Below are 15,988 nucleotides of genomic sequence, written 5' to 3'. Positions count from 1 at the left end.
AACCATGCGCTTCATGGTCATGATAAAGGCATCGCCCGATACCGAAAAAGGCGCCGAGCCGGAAGAGGGTCTGCTGCTTGCCATGGGCAAGTACAATGAGGAACTGGTCAAGGCCGGTATCATGCGCGAGGGCGGCGCGGGGCTGATGCCGACCGCAAGGGGCGCCCGCGTCCAGGTGAGGGACGGCAAGCCGCTGGTCACCGACGGCCCGTTCGCCGAAATCAAGGAAGTGATCGCCGGATTCTGGCTCTGGGAGTGCGCCTCGCTCAAGGAGGCCATCGACTGGGTCGCCAGATGTCCGATCGCTCACGGACAGGACCGCTTCGAGATCCGCCAGCTCTACGAGCTCGAGGATTTCGCCACCGAAGGCGAAGGCTATGAGCAGCACAGGAAGGTCGAGGCGGCGATGGCGGCCCAACAGCGTCAAGACTGAAAAACGGTTTTTTGCCGGCTCGTTTCAGATTTTGATGGAAACACCCAGCTTCCGCCATCCTGGAGGAATTGCGCTGGATTTCGGCAATAAATGCCGGAATGATAATGGTGTTTTCTGCTAACTCTCCCCCTCCAATGTCACCCCGGGATTCATTCCCGGGGTCCAGACCGAACCCGCCGCAATCGCCAGAGCCCCGACGATTCCGTCAAAACCTGAAATGCTTTAGCTCGGCGGACGGCACAAGGATCGCCTGTGAAACCCGCGGGGCTGACACTGGTGCCCGCGGCTTAGCCTAAATCGGCGATTTGGCGTCCGGCAGGACCCGGTGCGGGGGCGGGTGGCCGTCGAGGAAGGTGCGGATGTTGACGATCACCGTCTCGCCCATCTCGATGCGGCTTTCGAGCGTTGCCGAGCCCATATGGGGGGTGAGGATCAGCCGGTTGGCGCGCGCCAGTTCCAGAAGGCGCGGATTGACGCCCTTCTTGTGCTCGAAGACATCGAGCGCCGCTCCCGCCAGATGGCCCGTTTCGATCATTTCGGCCAGCCCCTCCTCGTCCACCAGTTCGGGCCGCGAGAGATTGACCAGCACCGCGCCCTTTTTCATGCGCGCCAGCCGTTCGGCCGAAAGGATATGAAAAGTGTCGCGCGTATGGGGGGTGTGGAGCGAAACGATGTCGGCGATCCCCAGCATCTCGTCGATCTCTGGCCACCAGGTCGCTTCGAGCGGTTCCTCGATCTGCGCCGATTTGCGCACGCGCCCGCAATAGTGGATCGAAAGCCCGAAGGCCCTGGCCCGCCGCGCCACCGCCATGCCGATCCGCCCCAGCCCCACGATGCCCAGCGCCTTGCCCGCGACGCGCTGGCCCAGCATCCATGTGGGCGACCAGCCCGACCATGTCCCGTCCTCGAGCAGGACCTGAGATCCCTCGATCAACCGGCGCGGCACCGACAGCATCAGCGCCATCGCCATGTCGGCGGTGTCTTCGCTGAGCACCGAAGGGGTGTTGGTGACCGTGATGCCGGCCTGATGGGCGGCCTCGATATTGATGTTGTCGAATCCGTTGCCGAACTGGGCGATCAGCCTTAGTGAAGCGGGGAGGCTGGCGATGAGGTCGGCATCGATCCGGTCGGTGATCGAGGAGACGAGCACATCGCAATCGTGTGCCCGCGCCACCAGCGCGGTGCGGTCGAGCGGGGTGTCGCCGATATTGACCTCGGTGTCGAACAGCGCGGCCATGCGCTCTTCGACAACGCCAGGCAGGCGGCGGGTGACAAAGACCTTGGGGCGGGCGCGCGTCACACGATTACCGGATTTGAGGCCATAACTCGCCTGCCTTTCAGCGACCATTAATTCGGGTGCGCTACTCAATAGAAAAAAAGCGCTCGCGTGGAAAGCCCTGCCCGTCGCGGGGCCGGGGCGCAAAGCCGCCCCGCGATCATGGGAACCGTATAGAAAATGCCAGTCTTGACCCTGCCCTTTGCCCGCCTTGCCGCCGCCGCCATGCTGGTTCTGGGGCTCGTGGCGCTGCCGGCCGGACCGGCGCTGGGGCAGGGCGAAACGGTCACCGGCCCGTCGACCGGCCTGCCGCTGCCGCGATTCGCATCGGTTTCCAACGCCGGCACCAATGTGCGCGTCGGCCCGGGCACGCGCTACAATATCGCCTGGGTGTTCCTAAAGAGCAGCGTGCCTGTGGAAATCGTCCAGGAGTTCGATGTCTGGCGCAAGATCCGCGACGTGGAAGGCGCCGAAGGCTGGCTGCACCAGAGTCTGCTCTCAGGGACGCGCACGGCGATCGTCGCCCCATGGTCGGACGCGGGACAGGTGGCGCTGCGCGCCGACGACGATCCCGAGGCAAGTGCGCGCGCCTGGCTTACCCCCAATCTTATCGTCACGCTCAATGGCTGTACCGGGACGGTCTGCGAAGCCCAGTTGACCCACGCGGACAAGAACGGGCGCAGCACCCAGTACAGGGGCTTTGTCGAGCAATCCGCGCTCTGGGGTGTTTATCCGGGCGAGGCTTTTTAAGACGCCAGACACGGAGCGTCAGCGGTTGCCCTTCACCCGCACGATCACGTCGACATGGGTCACCGTCATGCCCTCGGGCGCCTCGGGGAGCCCGCTGATCTGGATCGAGTTGGAGGGGATATCGATGATCCGCTGCTCGTCCTCGATGAAGAAGTGGTGGTGGTCGGTGGTGTCGGTATCGAAATAGGAGCGCGACGCATCGATCGAGATTTCGCGCAGCAGGCCCGCCTGCCGGAACTGGTGCAGCGAATTGTAGATCGTGGCCAGCGAGACCTGCACGCCCGCTGTCTCGGCCTCGGAATGAAGCTGCTCGGCATTAACGTGGCGGTGTTCGCCCGAAAACAGCAGTTCGGCCAGCGCGAGGCGCTGCCGGGTGGGCCGCAATCCGGCCATGCGCAGCACGGCCATGAGGCACGGGCCGCGGGAGGTTTCGGTCGGTGCAGGTCCGGTTCGGCTCATAAATCGGGCCTATCGCTCAGTTTTACACTCATTCCCTTATAGTCAGCCGGTCCATCAGAGACAAGCGGCAGGGCCCGCCGGGGTTTTGCACCGGCGGCCCGGCTCGGGCCCGGAAGCGATTGCCAGCGCCAAGAGACGGGTCTAGACTCGATGGTACGGACACGGGCGCACCAAAGCGCCGGTTCCCTGTGGCTATCGTCAACGAAACCGGGAGGTTTTCCCCATGGCCCTTCGAGTCTCTGGAAAGAATATGGATGTCGGCGAATCGCTGCGCGGCAAGGCGGTCGATTATTTCGATGCGATGGTGGGGAAGTATTTTGACGGCGGCTATAACGGGCACCTTACCCTCGAGCCAGAGGGTATCGGGTTCCGCGCCGATTGCCAGGTCCACCTCGATACCGGCGTGATCCTCCAGGCGAGCGCTTCGGCAAACGATGCGACCGCCGCTTACGAGGCCATGACCGGTCATATCGAAAAGCGCCTGCGCCGGTACAAGCGCAAGCTCAAGAATCACCGCAGGAACGTCAATGGCAATGAGGGCGACTATGCCGCCTATGTCCTTGCCGCCCCCCAGGGCACCGAGGAAATCGACGAGGATTTCGCGCCCCCGGTGATCGCCGAATCCACCGAAAGCCTGAGAACCATGAGCGTGGGGGATGCGGTCATGGAGATCGACCTCACCGGAGCTGATGTAATTGTGTTCCGACATGCTGGACATGGGGGCATGAATGTGGTTTACCGCCGCGCTGACGGAAACATTGGATGGATTGATCCATCGCTCTCTTCAAATTGAGCGCGTGTCAGACCCGGTCCGCAGCGTCAAGGCGGCGGTGACCTGACTCCAGAGACATGATTCTCCACGCCCACAAACACCCGAAGGCACGATAAATGGAACTTGCTGACATTGTGTCGCAGGACGCGATCGTTCCCTGCGCGAAAGTCGCGAGCAAACGCCAGCTCCTCCAGCTTCTGGCCGAAAAGGCGTCCGAGCTGACCGGTATCGACACGGCGGTGATCTTCGAGACCCTGGCCAATCGCGAGCAGCTCGGTTCGACCGGGCTGGGCAGCGGCATCGCCATCCCCCACGGCAAGATCAAGGGTCTTGCCGGGGTCACGGCGGTCTTTGCCCGTCTGTCCCAACCCATCGATTTCGATGCGGTGGACGACCAGCCGGTCGATCTCGTCGTGATGCTGCTTGCCCCCGAAGGGTCGGGCGCCGACCACCTCAAGGCCCTGAGCCGCGTGGCGCGCCTCTTGCGCGCCGAAGGCGTGGTCGATCGCCTCCGCACCACCAAGGACGAGGCAAAGCTGCGCGATATTCTGGTGACCCCGATCGAGGCGAACGCCGCCTGAGGCTCCCTGCGCCGGGTCACCCCGACAAACCGGGTGGTGACGGCGGGGAAAGTTCGCCGCTAATGTAGCGTTGCCAGGCTCACTTCGTGCCCGTCGATCCAGTCGAGGATCGCCTCGCGGCTGTCCGCGATCAGTACCGGCGCGCCATCGGCGCTCATCAGCAACTCGAGCACCTGCTCGGTCGGGGCAAGGCCCGCCTGGGGGATGAAATGGGCAAGCTCGCCCGCCCGCATCTGACGCCAGAAGACGATATCTCCCGCGCCCAGCGCCGCAAATTCAGCCGGCGTCAGGATCTTGAGCGGTTCGGCCGCGTGCCCGGGGGCATCGGTGAACGCGCGTTTTTCATTGGCCTTGTTCATAACGCATACCTTTCTATTCGATCGACGTGATGTCGATCCGGCGCGCCACGGGCTTTGTGACAGGCCGGTACACGGTGATGGCAAGCAAGCCGTTTTTAAGCTCGGCGCCTTCCACCCGCATGCCGTCGGCAAGAAGGAATGTGCGCTGGAACTGTCGCGCGGCAATGCCGCGGTGCAGGTACTGGCGCGCACCATCCTCGGTCTGCCGACCCCGCACGATGAGCTGATTATCCTCCGCAATCACTTCCAGATCGTTACGCGCGAACCCGGCAACGGCGATGGCGATGAAATAACGCTCGCCCTCGCCCTCAACGGCTGTGCGTTCGATATTGTAAGGGGGATACCCTTCGGTGGCCTTGGCCAGCCGGTCGAAGCGTTCCTCGAACGCGTCGAACCCCAGCAGGAACGGTGCGGAAAACAGCGATACGCGGGACATTTCGTCGGTCTTTGTCCTTGATGATCAAGCAACGTGCCACCGGGCCCGACTTCTCAGCACCGCGATGGTCTGGCTATGATATGGGTTCAGGACGCCAACGTTCAAGTGAACCCCTGCCCCGCCATGACACAAGCCGCCGAACCCGTCTCCATCGTCATGCCCGCTTATGGGGCGCAGGCAACGATCGGCTGGGCCGTGCAATCGGTTCTCGACCAGACCTACAAGGCGTTCGAGCTCATCATCGTCGCCGATGACGACACCGATTACGAGGCGGTGCTGGGCCGGGAGGGAATCGCCGATCCGCGCCTTGTCTTTACCGCGAGCGGTGCAATCGCGGGCGGGGCTTCGCCGGCCCGCAACATCGGGATCGGGAAATCGCGCTATCGCTATGCGGCCCTGCTCGATGCCGACGACCGCTTTGTGCCCCGGAAGCTCGAAACGATGATGCCCGCCGTCATCGCCCACGGACTGGCATCGAGCGCGCTCAACATCGCGTTGCCGGACGGCAAGGTTCTGCGCCGGGTGGGGGCGGGAGGGGACCGGCTGCTGACGCCGTCCGACTACAAGTTCACCAATTTTTCCGGCGATTCGATGCTGGTCTACGACCGCCGGCGCGCCGATCCGCGCTTCGATCCGCCCATGATCTGGATGGCGGACCTCGATTTTCTCCTGCGTCTGTTTGAGACGATCCCGGCCTGCTACCATTTCGGCACGCCGCTTCACGATTACGTCAAGATGCCGCTTTCCCAGTCCAACGCCCCCGACGTCGCCGAAAACATGATCGCCAGCAAGACCCTTTTGCGCGACCGGCTGGCCTCGGGCTATTACCGCGAACCCTATGAGGGGGCGTTTTCGGGCGTCGACCGGTTTTTGGAGCTTTCGCTCGCCGCCGAACGCGGTTTTGCCCCCGACCCGGCAAAACCGGCTTCGCTGTTCGAGGACCATATCGAGCCGCTGCTCAGGCAGCGATAAAACCCTGATCGGGGTTTTACGGCGCTGCCCGTAAGCCATCCCCAAACCTTCACCGTGCAAGCCTTCCCCCTGCCGCCTCCAAACGGCTCTTTCCAAGGGGTGGACAATGGCGCGTGGACGAAAGCATGAAGCAAGCCGGTTCGGGGACGCGGGGGGTGCCTCCGCCGTCGAATTTGCCCTGGTGATGCCGGTCTTCCTGCTGCTGGTGCTCGGCGCGCTTGCCTATGGCATCTATTTCGGCGCGGCCCATTCGGTCCAGCAACTGGCCGCCGATGCCGCCCGGGTGGCGGTGGCCGGGCTCGACGATTGCGAGCGGGGAGACCTCGTCCGCACCTATATCGACGATAACGCATCGAGCTATGTGCTGATCGAGCGCCACCGGCTCTCGGTCAGCGCCGCGCAAAGTTCCGCCGATCCCGGCCAGTTCCTGGTCGAACTGGCCTATGACGCTTCGAGCCTGCCGGTGTGGAACATCTATCCGCCCATCCCCATGCCGGGCAAGACCATCCGCTACGTCTCGACCATCCGCAATGGAGGGGAAGGCCATGGCCCGCCGCTGCCATGCGATCGCTGATTTTTTGCGCGCGACGGGCGGCAATATCGCCGTTTCCGCAGCGCTGCTGTTTCCCCTGCTGCTCGCCGCCGCCGCGCTGGTCGTCGACGAGGCGGCGCTTTATCATGAAAAGCGCCAGATGCAGGCCGCCGTCGATCTTGCCGCCATCCACGCCGCCGCCGATCCGCCAAGGGCGCTGGAGTTGGCCCACCAGACGCTTCTGGACCAAAAGGCGGTCGATGCCGCGATCCCGCTTGCCGAACTGGCCGCCCCGACCGGACCCCTGCGCGTCCAGACGGGGCGCTATACGCCCGACCCCGCACTGGCGGCCGGCGCGCGTTTCGAGCCCGGCGTCAGCCCCGCCAACGCGGTGGCGGTGCATCTGCGCGCGCCCGGAACGCTCCATTTTGCGCGGCTTTTCATGGACGAGGCGCCCGACATCGCAACGAGCGCGCTGGCCAGCGCCACCCCGCGCGCCGCCTTTTCCATCGGCTCGCGGCTGGCGCGCCTCGATGAAGGGCTCGTCAACGCGCTTCTGGGCCAGCTTTTGGGCACGCAGCTTTCGCTGAAGCTGCTCGATTATGAGGCCATCGCCAGCCTCGATATCGGGCTTTTGGACTTTCTCGATGCGCTCGCGGGGAAAATCGGGGTGTCCGCCGGCACGTATGGGGCGGTGTTGGGCGCAAATGTCGCGCTCGCCGACATCGCATTGGCGCTGGCCGCCGCCGCGGGGGGCACCGATCCGGCGGTACTCGACCTGCTGGCCGATCTGGCGGGTGTGATCGATGACGGTCTTTTCGTCGAAATGGCAAGGCTGGTCGCCGCCGACGGACTTGCCGGGGTGGCGGTCGGCACGCCCATGGCCGGCGCGGCTGCGACGATCAACGCGTTCGACCTGCTGACCGCCGCCGCGCTGCTTGCCGACGGCCAGCGACAGGCCGCCTTCGCGCTCGAACCGGGCCTGCCGGGCATTGCCGGGGTCACGGCGCATCTTGCGGTGGGTGAGCCGCCCCAGGCGGCGTGGTACATTTATGGGCCCACGGGCAGTGTCGTGCGCACCGCGCAGGTGCGATTGAAGTTCGATATCGACATCGGCGGTGAATTTGACGGTGGTTCGGGCGGCGTTCTGGGCGATCTTCTCGGCGGTGTTCTGGGCATCGTCCCGCTCCAGATCAGGTTACCGGTCTATGCTGAACTCGCCTTTGCCCAGGCGGAACTGGCAGCGCTCGATTGTCCGGCCGGACGTCCCGATCTGGGCACGGCGACGCTCGCGGTGCGGCCGGGTGTCCTGCGGCTTGCGGTGGGCGAGACCGTCCCGGGCAGCTTTTCCGATACCGCGAGCCCGCTCGTTGTGACGCGCGGGGCGATCGTCAATGTCGCGGGGCTGGCAAGGGTCACCGCGCTGGCCGATGTCCAAGTGGCGCAGACCAGCGCGCATAGGGTCCGGTTTTCCCATGCCGATGTGGAGAACGGCACGGTCAGGACCGTGGGCACGACGACGCCGATTGCCTCGCTCACCCCGTCCCTGCTCAGCCGCCTCGATCTCAGGCTCGAGCCCTTCACCGTGTCCCTGGGCGGCGTTCTGGGCAGGGTCGAAACCCTTCTTGGGCCCGTGACGAACGCGCTCGACAGGATTCTTGTGACCCTTCTGGGGGTGATGGGGCTCTCGGTCGGCGAAGCCGATGTGCGCATGCACGGCTTTGACTGCCGCGCGGCAACGCTGGTCGGCTAGACCGCTTCAGGCTTTGATGGAAACGATCGGCTTGCCTCTGTCGCTTTCCCGGCGAAAGCCGGGAACCATAGCGGACCATCCATCAGAGAGCGTGTTGAAACATGGCCCCCCGGCATTCGCCGGGGAAGCGATGGGAGAGGGTGACTGCTTCCGTCAAAATCCGAAGCGATCCAACTCTCTGATTCCTGATGTCTGAAATCTGACTTCCGGAATTGGTGGAGCCAAGCGGGATCGAACCGCTGACCTCCTGCATGCCATGCAGGCGCTCTCCCAGCTGAGCTATGGCCCCATCTCTTAAGTGAGATCGCGTTCGATCTCACGATGCCCGAAGGTCGCTCTCTCGGACGGCGGCGAACCTATGTGAGAGTGCCGGGGGAAGCAAGAGCAAAATTTCGCCCCCGGCACAAATTGTGACGCCCCGGACCCGTGAGCCGGAGGCGGCAGGGCAAAACCCCTTATCTTTCGTCTTCGTCGACCTCGACGTCGAAATCGATCTGGTCGTCCTCGTCGTCCGTTTCAAGGAAGGTGTCGTCGTCGTCCCCGCCCAGATCGTCCTCGACATCGACATCCTCGACGTCCGGAATCTCGTCGCCCTCATCATCATCGTCGTCGTCATTGTCCTCGGCGTCGTCGAGCGAAATGACTTCGGCGCCGGCGGCCTGCGCGGCGGGATCGATATCGGCCTCTTCGCTCGCCTCCTCGTCCTCGGCCTTTTCGGCGGTCTTGGCGCCGAATTTGACCGACGCCTTTTCGTTCGCCGCTTCAAAGAACGACAAGGGATAGGACTTGCCCGTATAGGGCGAGACGATCGGGTCCTTGTTGAGATCGTAGAATTTCTTACCCGTTACAGGGCAGGTCCGCTTGGTACCGCGTTCATCACTGGCCAAGGCAATTCCCCATAGGCTTATTGAAGGGTTTGTCGGTGCGGGAAGTCTCCAGGCCGGTTTCCGGACCCCCGCCCCATATTGCCCGTCCGGTTACCTTGAAATTTTCGGCCCTGTCAAACCCAAAATGCGTGATCGCGTCCGTGCCGTTGGCACCCCGCCCCGATCATGCTAATGCCGGGCGCGATCAACCTCATCGCGCCGCAAGGCCCAGCCAAGGGTTTTACCCAGTGTCACACGCCCTTCCTCCCCGTTCCCGTTCTGCCTCCGGTGGCGGCGCTCTCAATGGCACGATCAGGGTGCCGGGCGACAAATCGATCTCCCATCGCGCCATGATGTTCGGTGCCATGGCGCGCGGCCGGACCACGGTTTCAGGCCTGCTCGAGGGCGACGATATCCTGGCCACCGGCAAGGCCATGCAGGCGCTGGGCGCGCGGATCGAAAAGGCGGGCGATGTCTGGCATATCGACGGGCTGGGTGTGGGCGGTTTCCTCGCGCCCGAGCACGATCTCGATTTCGGCAATGCGGGGACCGGTGTGAGGCTCGCCATGGGGCTGGTTGGCACTTCGCCCTTCGCAACCCGTTTCGTGGGCGATGCTTCGCTCACCGCCCGCCCCATGGGGCGCGTGCTCGATCCGCTGCGCGCCATCGGGGTCGAGGTGATCGAACACCACGACAACCGGCTGCCCATCGCCCTGCGCGGCCCCCGAACCCCGCTGCCCATCCGCTATCGCGTGCCCATGGCCTCGGCCCAGGTCAAGAGCTGCATCCTTCTGGCCGGGCTTGTCATTCCCGGCGAGACGGTGGTGATCGAGCCGGTGATGACCCGCGACCACACCGAAAAGATGCTCGAAGGATTCGGCGCCGATATTTCGGTTGCGACCGATGCCCAAGGCGTGCGGACCATCACCGTCATGGGCCTGCCCGACCTCAAGGGCCAGGAGCTCATCGTCCCGGGCGATCCGTCCTCGGCCGGCTTCCCGCTGGTGGCGGCGCTGATCGTGCCCGGCTCGGACGTCGTGATCGGGAACGTGCTGATGAACCCCACGCGCACCGGGCTCATCGATACGCTCGTTGAGATGGGTGGGGACATCGCGATCGAAAACCGCCGCGTCTCGGGGGGCGAGGAGATCGCGGACCTGCATGTCAGATATTCGCGGCTCAAGGGCGTGCGCGTGCCCGAGAGCCGCGCGCCTTCGATGATCGATGAATATCCGGTGCTCGCGGTGGCCGCCGCGTTCGCCGAGGGGCGGACGGAAATGCCCGGTATCGAGGAATTGCGCGTCAAGGAATCCGATCGCTTGGCGGCGGTGGCGCGCGGGTTAGAGGCCAATGGCGTTGCCTGTGAGGAAGGCCATGACTATCTCGTCATCGAGGGCAAGGGCCGTGTGCCGGGTGGCGGCACGGTCGAAACCCATCTCGACCACCGCATCGCCATGAGCTTCCTCGTCATGGGGCTTGCGTCGGACAACCCCGTGACGATCGATGACGACCGCATGATCGCCACCAGCTTTCCCAGCTTCATGGATGATTTCACCCGGCTGGGCGCCAGCTTTTCACCCGACGGGGAAGCGGCGTGATCATCGCCGTCGATGGACCCGCCGCCTCGGGCAAGGGCACGATCGGGGCGGCGCTGGCCGCCCATTACGGCCTGCCCCATCTCGATACCGGCCTGCTCTATCGCGCGGTGGGCGAGGCGGTCGCCGCCTGGATCGACGATCCGCAGATCGAAGCCATCGCCACTCGCGCCGCCCAGGCGCTCGATCTCGATGCGCTCGATGGCGAAAAGCTCATCGGCGCGGACGCGGGCGTAAGGGCGAGCCGGATCGCGGTCTTTCCCGGCGTCCGGCAGGCGCTGTTCGATGCCCAGCGCGAATTTGCCCTCAAGCCGGAGGGCGCGGTGCTCGACGGGCGCGATATCGGCACGGTGATCGCGCCCGAGGCCGACGCCAAGCTCTTTATCGTCGCCGATGCCCAGATCCGCACCGAACGGCGCGCTCGCCAGCTCGAGGCGCGCGGGGCGACCGTCGACAGGGCAAGGATGCTCAGGGACATCACCGCGCGCGACGCGCGCGACGCCGCCGCGCCCCATGGCGGATTCCGGCCCGCCGACGATGCGGTCTTGCTCGATACGTCCAATTTGGATATAGAGGCCGCCATCAAGGCAGCCATCGCAGTGGTCGAGGCGGCCATTGCCCGCAAGGCGGCGTCCCGGACGTAAAGGGAAAAGCCAAATCCAAACTTGCGGCTCTGGAACCGTAGCGGACCTGCGGGGAAGCGTTGTAGACGCCTCCCAGCTTGCCGGCTGAAAGCCCTAACATTGCGCGATGAGATGTCCGCGCGGCTCCCCTTGGGGTGCCGAGGCGGGCTGTGGCCATTGCGGGGCGATAAATAGTCAACACCAACCCAAGAAATGTTCCGGGGCTGTCCCCCGGATCGGAGTTTTAATGGCCAACCAGACAGCATCCGCTGAAGATTTTGAAAAGCTCCTGCTCGAGAGCTTCCAGGACATCGACCCCGCCGAAGGCACCGTGGTCAAGGGCACGGTCGTCGCGATCGAAAAGGATCTCGCGATCATCGACGTGGGCCTCAAGACCGAGGGCCGCGTGCCCCTGAAGGAATTCGGCCAGGCCGGCCGCGACGGCACCATCACCGTGGGCTCGGAAGTCGAGGTCTATGTCGACCGCGTCGAGAACGCCATGGGCGAGGCCGTCCTTTCCCGTGAAAAGGCCCGCCGCGAGGAAAGCTGGGTGCGCCTCGAAGCCTTTTACGACAAGGGCGAAAAGGTCGAAGGCCAGATCTTCAACCAGGTCAAGGGCGGCTTCACCGTCGATCTCGATGGCGCCGTGGCCTTCCTGCCGCGCTCGCAGGTCGATATCCGTCCCATCCGCGACATCGCCCCGCTGATGAACGTTCCCCAGCCCTTCCAGATTCTGAAGATGGACAAGCGCCGGGGCAATATCGTGGTTTCGCGCCGCGCCATCCTCGAGGAAAGCCGCGCCGAGCAGCGCTCCGAGATCGTCCAGCAGCTCGAAGAGGGCCAGGTGGTCGAGGGCGTGGTCAAGAACATCACCGATTACGGTGCGTTCGTTGACCTTGGCGGTATCGACGGGCTGCTGCACGTCACCGACATCGCGTGGCGCCGCGTCAACCACCCCAACGAGGTGCTCTCGATCGGCGAGACCATCAAGGTCCAGATCATCCGCGTCAACCAGGAGAGCCACCGCATCTCGCTGGGCATGAAGCAGCTTCAGGCCGACCCGTGGGAAGGCATTGCCGCCAAATACCCGATCGGGGCCAAGTTCACCGGCCGCGTCACCAACATCACCGACTACGGTGCGTTCGTGGAACTGGAGCCGGGCATCGAAGGCCTGATCCACGTCTCGGAAATGAGCTGGACCAAAAAGAACGTCCATCCGGGCAAGATCGTCTCCACCTCCCAGGAAGTCGAGGTGATGGTGCTCGAGGTCGACCCCGAAAAGCGCCGCATTTCGCTCGGTTTGAAGCAGACCCTCGCCAATCCGTGGGAAAGCTTTGCCGACAAGTTCCCCGTGGGCGCCGAGATCGAGGGCGAGGTCAAGAACAAGACCGAGTTCGGTCTGTTCATCGGGCTCGACGGCGATGTGGACGGCATGGTCCACCTTTCCGACCTCGACTGGAACCGTCCGGGCGAAGAAGCGCTCGAGGACTATAACCGCGGCGATATCGTCAAGGCCAAGGTTCTCGACGTCGATATCGAAAAGGAGCGCATCTCGCTCGGTATCAAGCAGCTCGGCACCGATTCCTTCGAGGCTGCTGCAACCGGCGCGGACGGGCTGCGCAAGGGCGCCATCGTTACCTCCGAAGTCACCGCCGTGACCGATGGCGGCCTCGAGGTGCGGATCGCCGATACGGACCTCACGGCCTTCATCCGCCGTTCGGACCTGAGCCGCGACCGCGAAGACCAGCGCCCCGAGCGGTTTGCTGTCGGCGAAAAGGTCGATGCGCGCATCACCCAGTTCGACAAGAAGACCCGCAAAATCGGCCTTTCGATCAAGGCGCTCGAAATCGCCGAGGAAAAGGAAGCGGTGGCCCAGTATGGCTCGTCCGATTCCGGTGCTTCGCTCGGCGACATTCTTGGCGCGGCCCTCAAGGGCCAGGACAAGAAGTAACACGCATTGTGTGTTCGACTTTCAGGAGGCCCGCGCTACCGCGCGGGCCTTTCTCGTTTCGGGGACGGCGCGCGGCTTGCATTGGCCCCCGTGAGTCGTTAGCCCTATCCGCTCTCACGCGCATGTCGAAAGGCCATAGATGACCCAGCTTGGCGACGATCCCCTCCACGCCATCCCCGCGACCCGCGCCATAAGGCGCTCGCGCGGGCGCTGGCGGATTTTTGCCTTTCTGGCGCTTGCTCTGGCCATTCTCGTCGGGGTTTCGCGCTTCGGCCCCGATTTTTCCGCCCCCGGCGAGGCGGTTGCCCGGGTCGAAATCAACGGCACCATCGCAACGGATCGCGACCGGACCGAGCGGATCGCCGCGCTTGCCGACGACGACAGCGTCAGGGCGGTGATCGTTGCCATCAACAGCCCCGGCGGCACGACGGCGGGCGGCGAGGAGCTTTACGAGGCGCTGCGCGCCCTGTCGTCGGCAAAGCCCACTGTTGCCGTCATCAACGAGCTTGGCGCCTCCGCCGCCTATATGACCGCCATCGGCACCGATCATATCCTTGCGCGCCGGCTCTCGATCGTGGGCTCGATCGGCGTTCTCTACCGCCATGTCGACGCCGGACGGCTGCTCGACACCATCGGCATCGATCTCGACAAGATCGCCTCGGGACGGCTCAAGGCCGAGCCCGAATTCGACGCTCCCATGAGCCCCGAAGTCCGCCGCAGCCTCGAGGCGCTGGTCGAGGACAGCTTTGCGTTTTTCCTCGATCTGGTCGCCGAGCGGCGCGGATTGACCCGTCCCCAGGCGCTGGCGCTGGCCGATGGCCGCATCATGACTGGGCAGATGGGGCTTGAAACCGGGCTTGTCGACGCGCTGGGCGGGGAGGCCGAGGCGCGCCAATGGCTCGACGAGACCCATGGCGTCGATACCGGGCTTGCCGCCTTCACCGCATGGCCGCCGCCCTCGCGCACCGGCTGGCTGCGCCAATGGCTGGGCCATGGCGCCGCCGACGCGCTGGGGCTGGGCGCGGGCGGGGCGATCGCGCTTGACGGGCTGATCTCGCTTTGGCACCCTTCACCCTGAAAAAACAAAGGCGGAACAAGGCACAATGGTGCCGGCCAGCCCAAAAACGCGCCGGGAGGCGCATCATGGAATGATCAAGTCCGAACTTGTTGAAAAACTTGCCGCGGAAAATCCGCATCTGTTCCATCGGGACGTCGAAAACATCGTCAATGCGATCCTTAACGAGATCGGCGATGCGCTGGCGCGGGGGGATCGGGTCGAGTTGCGCGGCTTCGGGGCGTTCTCGGTCAAGAACCGCCCGGCGCGTCAGGGCCGCAACCCACGCACCGGCGAACAGGTCGCGGTGGACGAGAAATACGTGCCCCAGTTCAAGGCGGGCAAGGAAATCCGCGAGCGCCTCAACGGCAAATAGATCGCGGGTCCCGGATTCATCGCGCTTGCGGACCGGATCAATGATATCCATCTAGAGCGTTTACAGAACAGGTGGATACCACTTGTCCGGTTCGGGAACGCGATAAATCAAAGACCTGCTGGAGCTTCTGTCTTGATTCCATCAAAATAGAGGCTTTAGGCTGGAAACGCTTCAGGGAAAGACGATTTCAATGCGCAAACGCATCATCGGCTGGCTCGTGCTCGTGCCGCTTTGCGCGATCATCTTCATCTTCGCGCTGGCCAACCGGCACATGGTCGCGGTCAATTTCAACCCGCTGGTCTCCGCCGCCGAGGGGACGGCGGGCTATGGCGTGCCGCTATTTCTCGTGATCTATGCGGCGCTGTTTTTCGGCATCGCGCTGGGCGGGATTGCCGTGTGGTGGACGCAAGGGACCCATCGCCGCTCCGAAAAGCGGCTCAAAAGGGAAAATGTGCAGCTCAAGGCCGACCTCGACGCGGCCCGCCGCGCTCCGGCCCGCGAGCCCGACCCCGCGCTTGCCGCCGCGGACGACCTGGCCTGATCTCCATGGCTTACGATCCGGTTATCAAGATCTGCGGGATCAGGACCCCCGATATCCTCGACCACGTCATTGCCGAGGGTGCGGCGATGGTGGGCTTCAACGCCTTCCCAAAAAGCCCGCGCTTTATCGAAGGGGCGGGCATGGCGGACCTCGTCAAAAGGGCCGCCGGGCGGATCGAAACCGTCGTCCTTTTGGTCGATCCCGATGATGCGGCTCTCGATGCCGCCGCCGCGAGCGGGGCGGGCTGGCTGCAATTGCATGGCCGGGAAACGCCCCGAAGGCTTGAGGCGGCGCGGGTGCGGACGAAAAAAAAGATCATCAAGGCGCTTCCCGTCGGCAGCGCCGAAGACGTTGCGGCCATCCCCGCTTATGCCCGGGTCGCCGACCGGCTGATCCTCGATGCAAAACCGCCCGCTGATGCCACACGGCCCGGCGGGCTGGGCGCAACCTTCGACTGGACGCTGCTCACCGGGCTTGACCGGTCCATCCGCTTCATGCTTTCGGGTGGCCTCGACCTCGACAATGTGGCGCGGGCCATACGCGAGGTCAGGCCCTTCGGGCTCGATGTCGCCTCGGGCGTCGAGCGCGAAAAGGGCGTCAAGGACAAGGCGCTGATCTCGGCCTTCATCGCCAATGCGCGCGCCGCGGCGCGGGAGTGA

Annotated in this window: 19 protein-coding genes and 1 tRNA gene; 14 read left to right on the top strand and 6 right to left on the bottom strand. The window is 64.4% G+C overall.

Annotated features, from left to right (window positions below; translation table 11 throughout):
• Positions 1-4: 4 nt before the first annotated feature.
• Positions 5-433 (top strand): YciI family protein, encoded by a 429-nt coding sequence (locus tag DQG18_RS01055; protein WP_116652366.1) that lies wholly within the window; start codon positions 5-7, stop codon positions 431-433.
• 292 nt (positions 434-725) lie between these two features.
• Here DQG18_RS01055 and DQG18_RS01050 read toward each other — a convergent pair whose 3' ends face one another.
• Positions 726-1,733, bottom strand: coding sequence for a 2-hydroxyacid dehydrogenase (locus tag DQG18_RS01050; RefSeq protein ID WP_116652776.1), 1,008 nt, complete (start codon positions 1,731-1,733; stop codon positions 726-728).
• 156 nt (positions 1,734-1,889) lie between these two features.
• On the opposite strand from DQG18_RS01050, the gene DQG18_RS01045 reads away from it, so the two are divergent.
• On the top strand, positions 1,890-2,459 hold the full coding sequence (locus tag DQG18_RS01045; RefSeq protein ID WP_245958328.1) for an SH3 domain-containing protein: 570 nt from the start codon (positions 1,890-1,892) through the stop codon (positions 2,457-2,459).
• Positions 2,460-2,477: 18 nt separating this feature from the next.
• On the opposite strand, the gene irrA is transcribed toward DQG18_RS01045, so the two are convergent.
• Positions 2,478-2,918, bottom strand: coding sequence for an iron response transcriptional regulator IrrA (irrA, locus tag DQG18_RS01040; protein ID WP_281270367.1), 441 nt, complete (start codon positions 2,916-2,918; stop codon positions 2,478-2,480).
• 223 nt (positions 2,919-3,141) lie between these two features.
• On the opposite strand from irrA, the gene hpf reads away from it, so the two are divergent.
• The gene (hpf, locus tag DQG18_RS01035) at positions 3,142-3,711 is read left to right on the top strand and encodes a ribosome hibernation-promoting factor, HPF/YfiA family (RefSeq protein WP_116652364.1); all 570 of its coding nucleotides are present in this window, start codon (positions 3,142-3,144) and stop codon (positions 3,709-3,711) included.
• 95 nt (positions 3,712-3,806) lie between these two features.
• Positions 3,807-4,271: a PTS sugar transporter subunit IIA gene (locus DQG18_RS01030; protein ID WP_116652363.1), complete on the top strand. Its 465-nt coding sequence runs from the start codon at positions 3,807-3,809 to the stop codon at positions 4,269-4,271.
• Between the two features lie 59 nt (positions 4,272-4,330).
• On the opposite strand, the gene DQG18_RS01025 is transcribed toward DQG18_RS01030, so the two are convergent.
• Positions 4,331-4,630: a DUF1150 family protein gene (locus tag DQG18_RS01025; protein WP_116652362.1), complete on the bottom strand. Its 300-nt coding sequence runs from the start codon at positions 4,628-4,630 to the stop codon at positions 4,331-4,333.
• Between the two features lie 13 nt (positions 4,631-4,643).
• Positions 4,644-5,066 (bottom strand): Hsp20 family protein, encoded by a 423-nt coding sequence (locus DQG18_RS01020; protein WP_116652361.1) that lies wholly within the window; start codon positions 5,064-5,066, stop codon positions 4,644-4,646.
• Between the two features lie 123 nt (positions 5,067-5,189).
• Between DQG18_RS01020 and DQG18_RS01015 the strand changes: the two genes are divergently transcribed.
• From DQG18_RS01015 to DQG18_RS01005, 3 genes are all read left to right on the top strand, one after another.
• The gene (locus DQG18_RS01015) at positions 5,190-6,038 is read left to right on the top strand and encodes a glycosyltransferase family 2 protein (protein WP_157969952.1); all 849 of its coding nucleotides are present in this window, start codon (positions 5,190-5,192) and stop codon (positions 6,036-6,038) included.
• Positions 6,039-6,144: 106 nt separating this feature from the next.
• Entirely contained in the window at positions 6,145-6,612 is a 468-nt protein-coding gene (locus tag DQG18_RS01010; RefSeq protein WP_116652359.1) for a TadE family protein, read from the top strand.
• Positions 6,584-8,323 carry a pilus assembly protein TadG-related protein gene (locus DQG18_RS01005; protein ID WP_198669622.1) on the top strand — a complete coding sequence of 580 codons (1,740 nt, stop codon included), beginning with the start codon at positions 6,584-6,586 and terminating at the stop codon, positions 8,321-8,323. Before DQG18_RS01010 ends, DQG18_RS01005 begins: the two co-directional genes overlap by 29 nt.
• Before the next feature lie 213 nt (positions 8,324-8,536).
• Here the strand turns inward: DQG18_RS01005 and DQG18_RS01000 are convergent.
• Both DQG18_RS01000 and DQG18_RS00995 read right to left on the bottom strand, forming a co-directional pair.
• Positions 8,537-8,612: transfer RNA gene (locus tag DQG18_RS01000), tRNA-Ala, on the bottom strand.
• 166 nt (positions 8,613-8,778) lie between these two features.
• Positions 8,779-9,210 carry a TIGR02300 family protein gene (locus DQG18_RS00995; RefSeq protein ID WP_116652357.1) on the bottom strand — a complete coding sequence of 144 codons (432 nt, stop codon included), beginning with the start codon at positions 9,208-9,210 and terminating at the stop codon, positions 8,779-8,781.
• A 227-nt stretch (positions 9,211-9,437) separates the two neighbouring features.
• Here DQG18_RS00995 and aroA point away from each other — a divergent pair, with 227 nt between their 5' ends.
• The 7 genes from aroA (at position 9,438) to DQG18_RS00960 (ending at position 15,988) form a co-directional block, all read left to right on the top strand.
• Positions 9,438-10,787 (top strand): 3-phosphoshikimate 1-carboxyvinyltransferase, encoded by a 1,350-nt coding sequence (gene aroA, locus DQG18_RS00990; RefSeq protein WP_116652356.1) that lies wholly within the window; start codon positions 9,438-9,440, stop codon positions 10,785-10,787.
• On the top strand, positions 10,784-11,428 hold the full coding sequence (locus DQG18_RS00985; RefSeq protein ID WP_116652355.1) for a (d)CMP kinase: 645 nt from the start codon (positions 10,784-10,786) through the stop codon (positions 11,426-11,428). Before aroA ends, DQG18_RS00985 begins: the two co-directional genes overlap by 4 nt.
• A gap of 226 nt (positions 11,429-11,654) precedes the next feature.
• A complete protein-coding gene (gene rpsA, locus DQG18_RS00980; RefSeq protein WP_116652354.1) occupies positions 11,655-13,358 on the top strand; it encodes a 30S ribosomal protein S1 in 1,704 nt (567 codons plus the stop codon).
• A 139-nt stretch (positions 13,359-13,497) separates the two neighbouring features.
• Positions 13,498-14,436, top strand: coding sequence for a signal peptide peptidase SppA (gene sppA, locus DQG18_RS00975; protein WP_116652353.1), 939 nt, complete (start codon positions 13,498-13,500; stop codon positions 14,434-14,436).
• A gap of 70 nt (positions 14,437-14,506) precedes the next feature.
• Positions 14,507-14,788: an integration host factor subunit beta gene (locus DQG18_RS00970; protein ID WP_116652774.1), complete on the top strand. Its 282-nt coding sequence runs from the start codon at positions 14,507-14,509 to the stop codon at positions 14,786-14,788.
• Positions 14,789-14,978: 190 nt separating this feature from the next.
• The gene (locus DQG18_RS00965) at positions 14,979-15,329 is read left to right on the top strand and encodes a lipopolysaccharide assembly protein LapA domain-containing protein (protein WP_116652352.1); all 351 of its coding nucleotides are present in this window, start codon (positions 14,979-14,981) and stop codon (positions 15,327-15,329) included.
• Positions 15,330-15,334: 5 nt separating this feature from the next.
• The gene (locus DQG18_RS00960) at positions 15,335-15,988 is read left to right on the top strand and encodes a phosphoribosylanthranilate isomerase (RefSeq protein WP_116652351.1); all 654 of its coding nucleotides are present in this window, start codon (positions 15,335-15,337) and stop codon (positions 15,986-15,988) included.

Origin of the sequence: Pelagibacterium sediminicola (genome assembly GCF_003390885.1) — a bacterium.
GTDB lineage: Bacteria > Pseudomonadota > Alphaproteobacteria > Rhizobiales > Devosiaceae > Pelagibacterium > Pelagibacterium sediminicola.
The sequence above is the reverse complement of the archived record's forward strand: the minus strand, read 5'-3'. Positions and strand labels throughout refer to the sequence as shown.